The sequence below is a fragment of the Crossiella sp. CA198 genome (assembly GCF_052078295.1).
GTDB lineage: Bacteria > Actinomycetota > Actinomycetes > Mycobacteriales > Pseudonocardiaceae > Crossiella.
In genome coordinates, this window is sequence record NZ_JBQJIM010000006.1 from 154,572 (window position 1) to 167,821 (window position 13,250).

Sequence of the window (13,250 nt, forward strand, 5' to 3'; positions counted from 1 at the left end):
CCCGGCGAGGCAGCAGGAAGGGACCAGGCCCATGAGCACCCCGGCGACCTTTCCGTCGCCCGCCGCGCATTCGGCCAGCACTCACCGACATCGGGCAGGCGAGCTGAACCCGATTGAGGAACGCATTGCCGAATATATGCACATGTCGCTACGTGACCAACGTTTGTTGCTGGCCTCACTGCGCGAGCGCAGCGTCGAATTCCGCGCCTTCGACCGCCGCTCCTCGCTTTTGGTCTATACCGCGCTGGTGGGATTCACGCTGGTAGCGGTCTCGGTGACGTTGCACAGTTTCAACGTGCCGCGGTTCCTGGCCAGTGGTTGCGCGGTCGGCGCGCTGCTCGTGCTGGTGATCGTGCTGGTCGGCATCACCCGCCGCCGGGAGGCGCTGCTGTGGGCCGCGGTGGCCGCGCACAGCGTGGACCTGGACCGGGCGGACCTCGGGCGGGTGCTCAACCCGCCCCGGCACACCGGCGAATGGCTGCCCGAACCGCGGACCGCGGAATCGGGCTGAGATCCGGAGAGCTGCGACCTGGGAGATCAGTCCCAGAGCACGGGGGTTTCCGAGCAGCGCGGCGCCGGGATGGCGGTGCCCCTGGCGAACTGCGCGCACGGGGTGAAGGAGAGCGCGGGCGCGGCCAGCGCGAGCAGGCTGACGAAGAAGCGCTGATCAGCCACGGTGATCACGAAGTCCACCCCGGTGCGCCGCGGCGGGACCGGATCCTCGGAGGCGTCCCGGCGACAGTCCTCCTCGGCCATCAGCAGCAGGTGCCGGTAGGCGGCCTCACCGCCTGCGGGCGTCTCGGCGTCGAAGGCGGCCACGAAGGTGGTGCAACCCGGGTCGAAAGTGCCGGCGCCACGCACCAGTCCGGCCAGGTCAGCCCAGGTCCGCGCGGCGTCCGCGGGATCGGCGAGGCTGCCGTAGGTGCGTTGCACCAAGCGCCGGTGGGCGCGCTGCGGCGTCGTCATCTCGTCCTCCCGATTATCAGTGCCACTCAACCGGCAGCTCCCGCACGCCGTAAACCGCCATCTCGTGCCTGAACTTCACCTGATCGGGGGCAATGGCCAGCCGCAATCCCGGAACCGGCAACAGAGCGCGCACGGCCTCGGTCAGCTCGGTCCTGGCCAGCAACTGCCCGAGGCACTGGTGCACCCCGTGCCCGAAGGCCAGGTGCGGGGCGGCACGCCGGTGCGGGTCGAGTTCGTCCGGCTCCGGATAGACCTCGGCGTCCCGGTTGGCCGAGGACAGCGAGACGATCACGCCGTCGCCGCGGGCCAGCCGCACACCGCCGAGGTCCACCTCGCCCAGCACCGCCCGCACCACGCCCTGCTGCACCACGGTGGCGTGCCGCAGCAGCTCCTCCACCGCGGCGGGCAGCAGCTCCGGATCGGCGCGCAGTTCCGCCCACAGCGCGGGGTTGCGCAGCAGGAGCAGCACGCCGATGCCGATCATGTTGGCGGTGGTCTCGTGTCCGGCGACCAGCAGCAGCCTGCTCATCCCGACCAGGTCGTCCTTGGTCAGCTCGCCGGTGCGCACCCGCCGCACGGCCAGTCTGCTGATCAGGTCCGCGGCCGGGTCGGCGAGCTTGCCCGCGACCAGGCCGTCCAGGTAGTCCCACAGCTCGGCCATGGCCGCGGTGACCTCGTGCCCCGGCCGGGAGCGGTCCAGCTGGATCTCGCTGCGACTGGCGAAGAACTCGCGGTCGGCGAAGGGCACGCCGAGCAGGTCGCAGATGACCAGTGCGGGCAACGGCCGGGCGAAGCAGGCCATCAGGTCGGCTGGCGGGCCCTGGCCGAGCAGCCCGGCCAGGCAGTCCCGGACCACGGCCTGGATGCCGGGGCGCAGGGCGGCCATCCGGCGCACGGTGAACTCGCCGGTGAGCATCCGGCGGAACCGGCCGTGTTCCGGCGGATCCATCGAGAGGAATATGCCGGGCAGGCGCGGGCCCTCCGGCGCGGGCCGGATCCGCGGGAAGCCCGGATTGGCCGGATCGCTGGAGAACCGCGGATCGCCGAGCACGAACCGGGCGTCGGCGTGCCGGGTGACCAGCCAGACCGTCTCGCCGTGCGGGGTGCGCACCAGTGAGACCGGCTCGTGCGCGCGCAGGTGGGCGAAGCGCGGTGGCGGGTCGAGCGGGTTCACCCGGCTCGGCGGGTAGTCCGGGGGCACCGTGCCATCAAACCCGGCGCCCCCGGACTTCGAAAGGGGTGAGGGGTTGCCCCCGCCGCCAGACGGACAACCCCTCACGTTCATGGTGCGACCTGCTGTACCTGGTACGGATCGCAGTGCCGGGATGGTTCAACCCAGTTCGTGAGACCGCTCCCAACAACCCGAAAGAGTGGTCTGCGGCCCAGGGCTAAACAACCCCCGATCGTCTCTTCTGTCGGAAATCGGTCATGCCGCCACGTACCGTCCGGCGAGCACGAGCAGCACCTGGACCTGGATGCTGCTGGCGTAGTAGTCGGTGCTGCTGAGCGAGGTGCTGGCGAGCTTGGCCCACAACCGGTCCAGCCAGGCCTGGCTGCCCGGATCGGCCATCGCGGCCACCGCGAACGGGGCGAAGAAGGCCGCCGAACTGCCGCTCTCCACCACCGTGCCGTTGAGGTCGTAGCCCTTGGCGATGCGGTTCGGGTCACCGCCGGTGGCCTGCTTGATCCAGGCGTTCATCTTGCGCACCTGGGCCTGGGCCGCGCTGCCGGAGACGGTGATCGCGTCCACGCCCAGCCGCCACGGGTCGCGGCAGGCGTTCCAGCTGTACTTGCCGTCGGTCACCTCGTTCTCCAGGAACTTGCCGATCGCGGGCCGGAGCGCGGACTGGGTGTCCTGCACGAAATCGGGCAGCAGACCGGTGTTCGGCGCGAACTGCTGCTGCAACCGGGTGACCGCGTTCTCGGTCGCGCCACGCACGCTGTGCCAGAAGGAATCGCCGGTGGCCTTGGCGAAGGCGCGGAAATGGCCGGGCATCCAGTCCGAGGAGCGCGAGCCGTTGTTGTGCGAGCCGGAACTGGCCCAGTCGGCCACCAGCGGCAGCTTGTTGCCGGAGTGGACCTCGCTGCGCTTGATCGCGGCGATGATCCGCAGCGCCTCCTGGCGGTAGTTGTACGCCCCGCCGCTGCCCCACCGGCGGTCGGCCAGCAGCAGCGCGTAGGCGATCTCCAGGTCCGCGTCGGTGGCCGAATCGCTGCCGTTGACGCTGACGCAGTCCGGGTTCTGCTCGGCCGCGTGCAGGTCGCGGTCGATCACCGAGGGGTGGTTCTTGACGAAGCGCAGGATGCCGTCGAAGACCGTGCGTGCCTGCGGGTCGACCTCGGCCATCAGCGCGGAAATGGTCATCCCGTAGCCCTGGCCCTCGCCAACGAAGGCGTGGTCGGCGTCCACCGAGCGCACCGCCCACTGGCCGCCGCCGCAGCTGGTGGTGAGGAAGTTGGTCTTCCACTGCTGGTAGTAGCGGGACAGCACCTGGTCCTGCTCGGCCTGGGAGACCGAGGGGCGCAGCGTGCCGGGCAGATATCCGTTGGCGGGCGGCGGTTCCTGGCTGCCCGCGCCGTAGACCTCGAACTCCCACAGCGAGTAGCCGTAGGCGGTGCCGCGCTGGGTGCCGGTCAGCCGCAGGTGCCGGGCGGTGGTGCTGACGCTGATCTCGTCCAGGCCACCGTCGCCCGCGCTGGTGCTGTGCAGGGCACGCCAGGTAGTGCCGTCGTCGGAGGCCTCCAGCCGGTAGGCCCTGGCGTAGGCGGCCTCCCAGTTGAGCCGGATCTGCCGGATGTCCTTGGCAGCACGCAGATCCAGCTGGATCCACTGTGGATCGGCGCCCTCGGCGCTGGCCCACCGGGTGCCGGTGTTCCCGTCCACGGCCGAGGGGCCTGCCAGCGAGGCGTCCTCCGCGGAGGACGTGCTGACGTTTGCACCGAGCGCGAGGTTGGCGGCCGCGGAGGCGGTGCCCGCGCCGACGCAGAGACCGGCGAGCAGTGTCGTGACCACGACACCGGTGATCAGCCGAGGTGAGCCGTTCATTGTTCGCGTCCTCTCGACTAGCGGATCGGGAGAAGCGGCAGGGGGATCCGAGGGTGACCCAGGCCACCCCGGACGTCAAGGTTGTTAGGTAAGTTTCCTGTCTATTGCGACGCACACTGGCCTGCTCGGCGCAATCGTTTGGGCCAGCTGGCCGAACACCCGCGGCGGCGGCCGGTGCGGCCTGCGCGATGGCGGCGTTCGAAAAGGAGGCGGGCGCCCATCTCTCCCCCATGCCGATGGACGCCCGCCTGGTCAGCACCCCCGGTTCCGGCGGTCCGGGTAGGGCCATCCGCCGGAGCTTGCGCAGTGGGGGTTTCAACACCGGGAACGTTATTCGCGGGCCCGGCGCGGAAGTACGCCCGGAGGTCGAGCGGCGCGCTGACGAAAGTCGATGGTTGGCTGGAGCCGTGTACCGCGACGAGGACTTCCCCGCCGACCCGTACCCGGGCACGGTGCCGCCCAGCTCCTACCTGCACGCCGACGGCCTCGCCTGGCCGCTGCGCGAGACCAGTTGCGGCGCGGTGGTCGAACCGGAGGGTCTTGACCTGGACGAATGGCTGGTCCAGCGCGGTGAGGTGCCGCTGTCCGGGCGGATCCCGGTGCTGACCTACGGCTCCAACCGGTGCCCGTCCAAGATCACCTGGCTGCGGCGCAACCTGGAGCTGCCCGGTGCGGTGGTGGTGCTGCGGGCGCACTGCGCCGGCCTGGCCGCGGTGTGGGCCAGCGGGTTCCGGCTGCGCGACGGCGCCCGCCCGGCCACCCTGGCCGCCGCGCCGGGGGTGACCGAGACGCACGCGGTGTGGCTGGCCACGCCAGCGCAGCTGCTGGTGCTGGACGTGGTGGAGGGGCGCGGTGAGCGCTACCGGCTGGCCAGGGTGCACACCGGCCGGGTGACCCTGGGCACCGGCGCGCACCTGGACGGGGTGCTCTCCTACGTGGCCCGCGGGGTGGTGCGCGAACCGCTGCTGGTGGACGGCCTGCCGGTGCGCTGCCAGGAGCTGTCCCAGGACGCGGCACGGGCGCTGACCGGCGTGCCGGGGTCCTGCGGGCTGGCGGTCACCGAGATCACCGGCGCGCCGGATCCGGGGCTGTGGCCGGACCGGGTGTTCGTCTACGGCACCCTGCAGCCCGGCGCTTCGGCCTGGTCACTGGCTGCCCCGTGGGTCAGCGGAACGCCCCGGCGGGCGAGCGTGCCAGGCACGTTGTACGACACCGGCGAGGGTTATCCGGGGCTGCTGGTCGGCGCGTCCGGACAGGTGCCGGGATGGCTGCTGCCGCTGGCCGATCCGGTGGCCGCGCTGCCGGTGCTGGATGAGTACGAGGGCGCGGAGTACCGGCGGATCCGGATCACCCTGGCCGACGGCACGGTGTGCTGGACCTACGTCTTCGCCGCGGCCACCGACGGGTTCCGCGTGGTGCCGTCCTGGCCGGCCGGGCACGTGTGAAGATCGCCGCAGCGGGAAACCCGAGGGGGCCGACTCGGGAGGAGACCTGACGTGCGCGTCCGACCTTTGCTGGCGCTGTCCGCGCTGACCCTGCTCGCCGCCTGCGGCCAACCGGCCGCCCAGTCCCCTGGCAGCGGCACGCCAAGCAGTTCGACGCCGGGCACCAGCAGCGCGGCGGCCAGTCCGAGCAGCACGCCGGCGGCCAGGGAACAACCGCCGGAGGTGACCGCGGAGGCGCAGACCGGCCGGTGCACCGCGGCCCAGCTGCGCGGCGAGCTGAAGGCCGGTGATCCCGGCGCCGGGCAGCGCTACGCGACGCTGCTGGTGACCAACACCGGCAAGGCCGGCTGCACGCTCTACGGCTACGGCGGCCTGGCCCTGCTGGACGGTTCGGGCAACGCGCTGCGCACCCAGCTGGAGCGCAAGGCCAACCCGGGACCGAAGCTGGTCACGCTGCGCCCCGGTGGCAAGGCGGGCAAGGACCTGCACTGGGGCGCGGTGCCCGGTCCGGGCGAGCCGACCTCCGGCCCGTGCCAGCCCGCCCCAGCCAAGATCAGCGTGATCCCGCCGGACGAACGCACGCCGTTCGAACTCGGCTGGTCTTTCGGACCGGTGTGCCAGCAGGGCAAGATCGAAGGCTCCGCCTATCACCCCGTGTGAGCTGGGAGCGCGCCGATGAGGTCCAGGATCCTGCCGCTGGTGCTTGGCCTGTTGCTGATCGGCGGAGCCGCCGCCGCCCCGGCCGGTGACACCGGGGTGCGCGGCCGCCTGGACCAGGTGACCGCGCGCGGTGAGCTGCGGGTGTGCAGCACCGGCGACTACCGCCCGTTCACCTACCGCGCCCCGGACGGCGCCTGGACCGGCATCGACCTGGACCTGGCCCGCGACCTGGCCACCCGCCTCGGCGTCCGCCTCAAGATCGTCCCCACCACCTGGTCCACCCTGCTGCCCGACTTCCGCAGGCACTGCGACATCGCCGTCGGCGGCATCTCGATCACTCTGGACCGCGCCCGGCAGGCCTTCTTCAGCAAGCCCTACGTGCGCGACGGCAAAACCCCGATCACCCGCTGCGAGAACAAGGACCGCTTCCAGACCCTGGCGCAGATCGACCAGCCCGGCGTACGCGCGGTGGTCAACCCCGGCGGCACCAACGAGCAGTTCGCCCGCGCCACGCTGAAGCGCGCCACCATCGTCGTGCACCCGGACAACAACACGATCTTCGACGAGATCGTGGCAGGCCGGGTGGACCTGATGATGACCGATGCGACCGAAACCCGTTGGCAGGCAAGGCAACGCCCGGAGTTGTGCGCGGTGCACCCGGAAGCGCCGTTCACCTTCAGCGAGAAGGCCTACCTGCTGCCACTGGGCGACGTGGTGTTCCAGCAGTGGGTGGACCAGTGGCTGAACCTGGCCCTGCACGACGGGACCTGGGCGCGGATCAGCAAGCCCTGGCTGGGCTGAGTCAGCGCGGCAGCAGCGCGGCCTCCAGGTCGTTGAGCACGGCCTGCACCGGGGCCCAGCACATCATCAGCGTGTCCCGGTCCGGCACCAGGCCCTTGTCGATCTGCGCGCGCGGGTGCACGAAGTTGCGGTAGTCCCGCACCTTGTGCGCGAACTCCTTGGCGTCCATCTGGATCCAGCCCTTCTCGTGCGCCACGTCGATCAGCCGCTGCAACGGCGCGCGCTCGGCCGGGATCCGTTTTCCGTTGTGCCCGTTGGCGAAACCCAGCTCCCTGATCTCCTCGTCCCGTTCGGTCAGCACCGAGAACAACACGCCCTCGACAAAGCTGCCGATGCCGATGAGCGCCATCACGTACGCGCCGTTGGACTCGCAGATCTTCGCCTCGGCCGCCCTGGACACCAGCAGGTCGACCGATTCGCGGTCCTCGATCAACCGCAGCAGCCTGCCTTCCAGCTCGCTGGTCCGCACGTACACCGGGACCGCGCGATCGGGCAGCAACTCGCCGAGCACCGGTCTGCCGTCGGTGTGACTGACCACCAGCCGCTCCGGTGCCAGCACCCGGTTGATCTCCTGCCGCACCGCCGCCGCGGACTCCGCCCCGCCCTCGTACTCCAGCGGATCGCAGACCCGGCACAGCAGTCGTTCGACCTCGCCGCGGTCGCCCGCCCGCGCGTTCAGCTCCTCGGTCAGCCACGGCACCCGGGGGCTGCCGTCGTAGTCCGGCGGGTTGCGCCAGCCCGCGTGCGCCAGCAGCGTCTCCAGCTCCCGGCCACGGCGTTCGTACGGCCCGTCCAGGTCGCAGATGGTCCGCGCCAGCCGCTCCACGGTCTTCGGGTCCAACCGGAACATCACAGCCCCCTGCGCTTGCGTTCGGTCTGGGCCTGCGCCAGGGCCAGGTTGATCCGGTCCACGATGTTCTTGCCCCGGCGCTGGAAACCCAGTTCGCGCATGACCTCCTCCAGCCGGGTGTCCCGTTCCCGCTCAAGGCCGTCCCGCAGCAGCCAGCGAGCCACCGCCAGCAGCTCCCGGTCGGAGTACTCCGCGATCTTGAATCCGCTCGGAACGTCCGGTCGCTCGCCGCGCGGCAGGCCGTTCTCCGGCGCCGGGACGGGCCGCTCCACCGGGGCCGGTCTGGGGTCGGGGGCGCGATCGGCCTCGGCCACCGCCTGCCGCCAGGCGCGCGTGATGCGCTCGGTCTCGGCCGCGGGATCGCGGAACCACTCGGTGGACCACAGCCGGTGGAATCGCCAGCCGAGCTGCTCCAGGTGGTTCTGCCGCAACCGGTCCCGGTCCCTGGCGGTGTGCGCGCGGTGGTAGCGCTCGCCGTCGGTCTCCACCGCGAGCACCATCCGGCCTGGCTGGTCCGGGTGGGCCAGCGCGAAGTCGATCCGGTAGTCCGACACACCCCACTGCGGGGTCACCGGCACGCCCGCGGCCACCAGCGCGTGCAGCACCGCGCGCTCGAACCCGTTCAGCTCGGCGTCGCCGACCGTGCCGACCAGGTCCAGCTCACCGCCGGTCGCGGCGAAGGCGAGGAACCGGCGCAGCAGCTCCACCCCTGGGTGCGGCAGCGCGCTGGTCCGGTTCTGGTCCAGGTCCAGGTGGGAGAACGAACTAACCACGCTCATCCGGCGTTTGGCCCTGGTCACCGCGACGTTGAGCCGCCGCTGGCCGCCCTCCTTGTTCACCGGGCCGAAGGTCATCGGCAGCCTGCCGTCGGCCTTCTTGGCGTAGCCGATGCTGAGGATGATCGCGTCCCGCTCATCGCCCTGCACCCGTTCCAGGTTCTTCACGAAGAACCGCTCGGCCAGGCTCTTCTCATCGGAGAAGAACCCGTCCAGCTCCGGCCGCCCCGGCCGCGCCGCCCGCAGTGCCGCGTCGATCCGGTCGGCGTGCTTCTGACTCATCGCGATCACGCCGAGGCTCTCCGCGGGCCGCTGCTCGGCGTGCGCCAGCACCAGCCGGACCACCTCGTCGACCTCGGCCACCGCCGAACCGTCCTGGCCCGGCCTGGCCACCCCGTCCACCACGTGCAGGCTCAGCGGGCTCACCGCCTGCGCGCCGGGGAAGGTCACCAGGCTCTCCTGGTAGATCTCCTTGTTGGAGAAGGCGATCAGCCGTTCGTCCCGGCTGCGGTAGTGCCAGCGCAGCAGGTAGTGGTCGGGGTCGGGGATCAGGCTCTTCAGCCGTTCCAGGATCGACTCGTAGACGCGCAGGTCGCCTTCGTCCTCCTCGTCCTCGGTGGTGTCCGCGCCGCTGAGGGTGCGGCGGAAGAAGTCCGAGGGCGGCAACTGCTTGTCGTCCCCGGCCACCACCAGCCTGCGGCCGCGCATGATCGAGGCCATCGCGTCGTGCGGCTCCACCTGGCTGGCCTCATCGAAGATGACCAGGTCGAACAGCTTGGCCGCGGGCAGCACCCGACTGACCACCAGTGGCGACATCGCCCAGCAGGGGAAGGCGGCCAGCAGCACGTCGGAACTCTTCTCGACCAGCCTGCGCAAGGACATGTGGCCGCGTTTGCGGGCAGCCTGGTCCCGCACCAGCCTGCGCTGGTCGGGCTGGGCGTCGCTGACTTCGCGCAGTCTGGTGGCCAGCACCCGCCGCACCCGGTCGGCCGAACTCCGGCGGTGCTGCTCGTCGGCGGTGCGGAATTCCTCGACCAGCCGGGAGTGCTGCGCTCCGGCGAACCGGGCCAGCCGTGGCACCCGTAGCTTCAGCTCCTCCAGCACCGAGGTCAGCCAGGCCCACCGGAAGACCTGCTCGGCCGTTGCCGGATCCGCCGCCCGCTCGGTCACCTCGTCCAGCAGCTGGCCGAGTCCCAGGCTCTCCAGCCTGGCGGTCAGCGCGTTCAGCTCCGGCATCCGGTGCAGGGTGTCGACGTCGCCACGCAGCTTGGCCACCCGGTCGTCGACCTCCGCGGTCGGGGTGGCGTCCACGTTGTCCAGCCGCGCGCACAGCGAGACCGCGGCGAGCTGATCCCGCCAGCGCGCGTACCGCTGGGTGGCCTCGGCCAGCCCGAACACCGAGGCCGGTTCGCCGCCGTCGACAGCGGCGGCCCGCCAGCGATCGCGCTGGTTCACCGCGGCGTTCAGTGCCTCGTGCAGGGATCGCCGCTCCCGCAAGCCCTGCTGGCTCATCGACCGGATCTCCTTGCACAGCGCGCGCCGGGCCCAGAAGCCGATCGGTTGCCGGTTTGCCTTGCGCCAGCGGCGATCCGCGGTGGCGTAGCGCCAGCGGTCCAGCTCGGTGCTGAACACCTTCTCGGTGAAGGCGGCCACCGATCCGGTGACGTCGTTGAGCAGCGCGAGGGTGTCCTGCCAGCCGTTCATGGTGTCCGGCCTGCGCAGCCCCGCCCTGCCGACGAGTGCCCGCAACTCGCTCCTGGCCTCGCGCAGGCCGCTGCCTGCCAGCTCGTGCAGGCTGGCCAGCACGGTCCGCACCTCCTCCGCGCTGACCACGGCGGACCGCGACCACGGCGACTCGCCACGGCGAACCCGCGGACCGCCGAGGTCGACGAAGTTCTTCACCGCGTCGACCAGGCCGGACAGGTCCTCACCGGTGAGCCTGGCCAGTTCGGTCGCGCCGAACCTGACCCGGCTGGCCGCGCCTGCGGGCAGGTCCAGCAACCGGCACTGGATGTCGAAGGCGGAGACACCCCAGGGCTCCCGGACCTGGTGCAGCTCGGCCGGATGCGCCTGTGCTTCGCTTCGGCGCTGCACCAGCCGCTCGTGCAGGTCGCCGAGCTGGGGCGAGAGCACCCGGCCCGCCTCGTCCAGCCGGTCGGAGATCTGCTGGGCCACCCGCTTGCGGTTGATCCGCTGCTCGTGCAGGTCGAACACCAGCCCGTCCAGACCGACCTGTGCCAGCCGCTGGGTGACCGCCTCGATCGCGGCCCGCTTCTCCGCCACGAACAGCACCCGCTTGCCGCGGGCCGCCATGCCCGCGATGACGTTGGCGATGGTCTGGCTCTTCCCGGTCCCCGGCGGGCCTTCGATGATCGCGTGCTTTCCGGCCAGCGCCGCGGTGATGGCCCGTTGCTGGGAGGAGTCGGTGTCCTGCACCAGGAACTCCTCGGCAGGCCGGATCGTGTTCGCATCCGGCAGTCCGTCCGCGGTTGGCACCTCACGAAGTGCGGCGATCGCCGGTGCGTACCCGGCGGCCGCGGCGATGATGTCGTGTTCGGCCAGCAACTCAATCGAGTTCTGCAGGTCGCGCACCATCGGCAGCTTGTCGAAGCTGAACACGCCGAGCAGAACGCGCTTCTCCAGAGTTGTCGCCAATCGTTGCTGACCGGTGATCTCGGCGATTGCCTGATAAGCGCGTTCCAGCCGGATGATCGGATCCTCGATCTCGGCGAGCAGCGCGGTGATTTTCTCCGCGACCTCCTCGGCGTCGATGTCCACGCCGAAGTCCCGGTTGAGCGCGTAAAGCAGCACCGGATTGATCTCGGCCTCGCCGGTGAGTTCCAGGGTGAAATCCGTCTCGGCCGCCGTGCGCGCGTGCACCTCGACGCTCTGCATGAGCAACGGGGCGCGCAGCCGCTGCACCGGCGTGGTGCCCCTGGTGACCGGTGGTTCCACGCAGAGCAGGCCATTGGCCAGGTAACCGGCCTCGACGCCCTGCTCCTCCTGCAACGCGATGATCTTCCGGCGCAATGTCCTGGCGCTCGCGCAGGCCTTCTTATGCGCTTCCGGATCGGTGAGCAGCAGGCCCAGTTTTGTCTTGCGGAGCCCGAACAACGCGGTGAGCGCGGCCGGGTCGGCCTCGGTCAGGTCCACCGTCCCGGTCTTGCTGTCCTTGTAGCGCAACAGCGTGTTCCGATGGCTCAGATCGATCAGCTCATCGGCCCAGTCCTCGGCCCGGCGCCGGACAGCCTCAATCCGCGTGTCGACAGTCGTGCTCACCCGCAGTCCCCTCTCGCCCCTAGGTTGTCTTTTCGACCGAACGGGCCAGGACGTTTCGGCATCCGGGCGATCGAGACCATTTCGAACCCGATTGGTCGAACCCGGTAACAACGGGCGATGGTTCGGCGACCTGATAACCATCTCTGCTCGGTAAATCGGGACAGCAAGGGGTCGAAGTGCCTGAAGAGGAACCTGGGCGGTTTCGCCTGTGGTGGTGGTCGACCGCGAACTGGAAACGTGGACTGTCGATCTTCGCCGGTGGATTGCTGTTGCTCGTCGGGCTGATCGGCACGGTGGGCGCGGTCCGCGGGCCGCTGCCGCCGGTGACCAGTGTGGCCGCCACGCCCGCAGGCTCGACCATCCCCCTGTCCACCACGACCGCCGGGACCACCACGACCAGCGTCGCCCTCAGCTCGGTCACCGGCACGACCACGGTAGTCAGCAGCACCGAGCCGGTGCCGCCGACCTCGGCGGAGCCGCCACCGGCCCCGCCCGGCGGCCGGACCACCAAGGCCGCGCCACCGCCACCGCCGCGGACGACCAGGGCCAGCACGCCGAAGCCGCCGCCCCCGCCCAGCAGTCAGAAACCGCCTGGCGGCGTGGTGACTCCCGGCGCGTTCTGCTCGACCGCGGGCGCGGTCGGCGTCTCCAAGACCGGCAAACCCATGGTGTGCGCCCCGGCCAGTGACGGCCGGTTGCGCTGGAGGTCCGCGTGATGACGAATGCGACCGACGCGGTGCGCGCGCTGCGCGCCTGGCAGGCGCCGACCAATCCGGTGGCCTACCGCTGTCCGCAGGGGCACGGGGTGCTCGGCCTGTTCAGCGACCGGGAGGCGGGCACCGGGCTGACCCTGGCCTGCACCGCGTGCAGCCACCGGTTCCCGGTCGACGACGCGACCGTGGACCGGGCCGCCGCGGCCGCCGACACCCCGCCCACCATGGCCTTCGGCGAGAACGAGATCCCGGCAGGCCACGGATCCTGGCGCGGGCAGCTCGACAACGGACTGGTGCGCACGCACGGCTGGCTGCTCATCGGCAACCGGCCGGTCAGCTCCGGACTGCTCAGCGCGGTCGGCGGTTTCCTGGTGTCGCTGGGCTTCCTGGCAGGCAGCCCGTTGTGGCCGCTGCTGACCACCGCGCTGGGCTACGGCCTCTGGAAGCTCACCGTGGTCAAGTTGCGGCCCGCCTCCCGCGTGCGCAACCACGCGCGGATCACCGCGGCGGAGCTGGCCGAGGGGATGTTCGTGCGGCGGTACGGCCAGATCGGGCCGGTGGCGCGAGTGGAGTCGGCGACGCCGTGGACGGATGGGCTGATCGCGGTGCACTTCACCGGGGGCGGGCAGGCGCGGTGGGAGCCGGAGCGGCGGGTGTGGGTGGCTGAGCTGCTGGACTAGGGCTGTCCGATAGCAGCGTGAACCTGTCAGACTG

General features: G+C 71.1%; 11 protein-coding genes. 6 read left to right on the forward strand and 5 right to left on the reverse strand.

All coding sequences use genetic code 11. The features are described from left to right. Nucleotides 1–142: 142 nt before the first annotated feature. A complete protein-coding gene (locus ACTOWY_RS11895) occupies nucleotides 143–511 on the forward strand; it encodes a hypothetical protein (protein ID WP_441309654.1) in 369 nt (122 codons plus the stop codon). 26 nt (nucleotides 512–537) lie between these two features. Here ACTOWY_RS11895 and ACTOWY_RS11900 read toward each other — a convergent pair whose 3' ends face one another. The 3 genes from ACTOWY_RS11900 to ACTOWY_RS11910 form a co-directional block, all read right to left on the reverse strand. Continuing rightward, complete coding sequence (locus tag ACTOWY_RS11900) at nucleotides 538–966, reverse strand: hypothetical protein (protein WP_441309655.1); 429 nt, start codon at nucleotides 964–966, stop codon at nucleotides 538–540. A gap of 16 nt (nucleotides 967–982) precedes the next feature. After that, nucleotides 983–2,167 (reverse strand): cytochrome P450, encoded by a 1,185-nt coding sequence (locus ACTOWY_RS11905; protein ID WP_441309656.1) that lies wholly within the window; start codon nucleotides 2,165–2,167, stop codon nucleotides 983–985. A 225-nt stretch (nucleotides 2,168–2,392) separates the two neighbouring features. Next, nucleotides 2,393–4,012 carry a glycosyl hydrolase family 8 gene (locus ACTOWY_RS11910; RefSeq protein ID WP_441309657.1) on the reverse strand — a complete coding sequence of 540 codons (1,620 nt, stop codon included), beginning with the start codon at nucleotides 4,010–4,012 and terminating at the stop codon, nucleotides 2,393–2,395. Between the two features lie 395 nt (nucleotides 4,013–4,407). Between ACTOWY_RS11910 and ACTOWY_RS11915 the strand changes: the two genes are divergently transcribed. Genes ACTOWY_RS11915 through ACTOWY_RS11925 form a run of 3 tightly spaced genes read left to right on the forward strand, consistent with a single transcriptional unit; the run spans nucleotide 4,408 to nucleotide 6,918 of the window. Further along, nucleotides 4,408–5,457 carry a gamma-glutamylcyclotransferase family protein gene (locus ACTOWY_RS11915; protein ID WP_441309658.1) on the forward strand — a complete coding sequence of 350 codons (1,050 nt, stop codon included), beginning with the start codon at nucleotides 4,408–4,410 and terminating at the stop codon, nucleotides 5,455–5,457. Between the two features lie 51 nt (nucleotides 5,458–5,508). Then, nucleotides 5,509–6,117, forward strand: coding sequence for a DUF4232 domain-containing protein (locus ACTOWY_RS11920; RefSeq protein ID WP_441309659.1), 609 nt, complete (start codon nucleotides 5,509–5,511; stop codon nucleotides 6,115–6,117). A 15-nt stretch (nucleotides 6,118–6,132) separates the two neighbouring features. Beyond that, the gene (locus tag ACTOWY_RS11925; protein WP_441309660.1) at nucleotides 6,133–6,918 is read left to right on the forward strand and encodes a transporter substrate-binding domain-containing protein; all 786 of its coding nucleotides are present in this window, start codon (nucleotides 6,133–6,135) and stop codon (nucleotides 6,916–6,918) included. A 1-nt stretch (nucleotide 6,919) separates the two neighbouring features. Here the strand turns inward: ACTOWY_RS11925 and ACTOWY_RS11930 are convergent, their stop codons facing one another. Then, complete coding sequence (locus ACTOWY_RS11930) at nucleotides 6,920–7,768, reverse strand: hypothetical protein (RefSeq protein ID WP_441309661.1); 849 nt, start codon at nucleotides 7,766–7,768, stop codon at nucleotides 6,920–6,922. Continuing rightward, complete coding sequence (locus tag ACTOWY_RS11935; protein WP_441309662.1) at nucleotides 7,768–11,823, reverse strand: AAA domain-containing protein; 4,056 nt, start codon at nucleotides 11,821–11,823, stop codon at nucleotides 7,768–7,770. The genes ACTOWY_RS11930 and ACTOWY_RS11935 overlap by 1 nt, the downstream gene beginning before the upstream one ends. A gap of 176 nt (nucleotides 11,824–11,999) precedes the next feature. On the opposite strand from ACTOWY_RS11935, the gene ACTOWY_RS11940 reads away from it, so the two are divergent. Both ACTOWY_RS11940 and ACTOWY_RS11945 read left to right on the forward strand, forming a co-directional pair. Beyond that, complete coding sequence (locus ACTOWY_RS11940) at nucleotides 12,000–12,539, forward strand: hypothetical protein (protein ID WP_441309663.1); 540 nt, start codon at nucleotides 12,000–12,002, stop codon at nucleotides 12,537–12,539. Then, a complete protein-coding gene (locus ACTOWY_RS11945; RefSeq protein ID WP_441309664.1) occupies nucleotides 12,539–13,216 on the forward strand; it encodes a hypothetical protein in 678 nt (225 codons plus the stop codon). The genes ACTOWY_RS11940 and ACTOWY_RS11945 overlap by 1 nt, the downstream gene beginning before the upstream one ends. Nucleotides 13,217–13,250: the final 34 nt, after the last annotated feature.